The organism is Mesorhizobium sp. M7A.F.Ca.CA.004.06.1.1 (assembly GCF_003999135.1).
Classification (GTDB): domain Bacteria; phylum Pseudomonadota; class Alphaproteobacteria; order Rhizobiales; family Rhizobiaceae; genus Mesorhizobium.
Window position 1 is genome coordinate 1 of sequence record NZ_RZPQ01001332.1, and the last position, 702, is coordinate 702.

Annotated in this window: 1 protein-coding gene; it reads left to right on the forward strand. The window is 66.4% G+C overall.

Annotated features, from left to right (window positions below; all coding sequences use genetic code 11):
- A partial coding sequence (locus EN906_RS36140) for an aminotransferase class I/II-fold pyridoxal phosphate-dependent enzyme (RefSeq protein WP_127375871.1) occupies positions 1 to 702 on the forward strand: 702 nt, incomplete at both ends.

Genomic DNA, 702 nt, shown 5'->3' on the forward strand with positions numbered 1-702 from the left:
GGCGCTGTTCGCTTCGACGACATGCTGGCGGCGCTGCGGACCGCAAAGAGCGGCGACGTCGTACTGCTGCATGGCTGCTGCCACAACCCGACCGGCGCCAATCTGGATGCGGCACAGTGGGCAGCCGTTACCGATCTGGTCGTCGAGCGCGAGCTGCTGCCGTTTGTCGACATCGCCTATCAGGGCTTTGGCGATGGCCTCGAGGCCGATGCCCTCGGCTTGCGCCTGCTGGCGGCAAAAATTCCGGAAATGGTCGTCGCCTCGAGCTGCTCGAAGAATTTTGCTGTCTACCGCGACCGCGTCGGCGCGGCGATGATCCTGGCCAGGGACGGCGCACAGGCGGATGTGGCGATGAGCCAGATGCTGTCGGCGGCGCGCGCCATGTATTCGATGCCGCCGGACCACGGTGCGGCGGCCGTGCGCATCGTGCTCGAAGATGCCGCCTTGCGCGCCGACTGGGAAGCCGAACTTGAAGAGATGCGGCTGCGCATGCTCAGGCTACGCGTGCAGTTCGCCGAGGCGCTGCGCCGGCAGTCGAATTCCGACCGTTTCGATTTCGTCGCCAGCCATCGCGGCATGTTCTCCCGCCTTGGGCTCACGGAAGCGCAGGTCGAGCGACTGCGTGCCGAGCACGGCGTCTACATGGTCGGCGACAGCCGCATCAATGTCGCCGGCCTGCCCGAGGACGGCATGGACGAACTC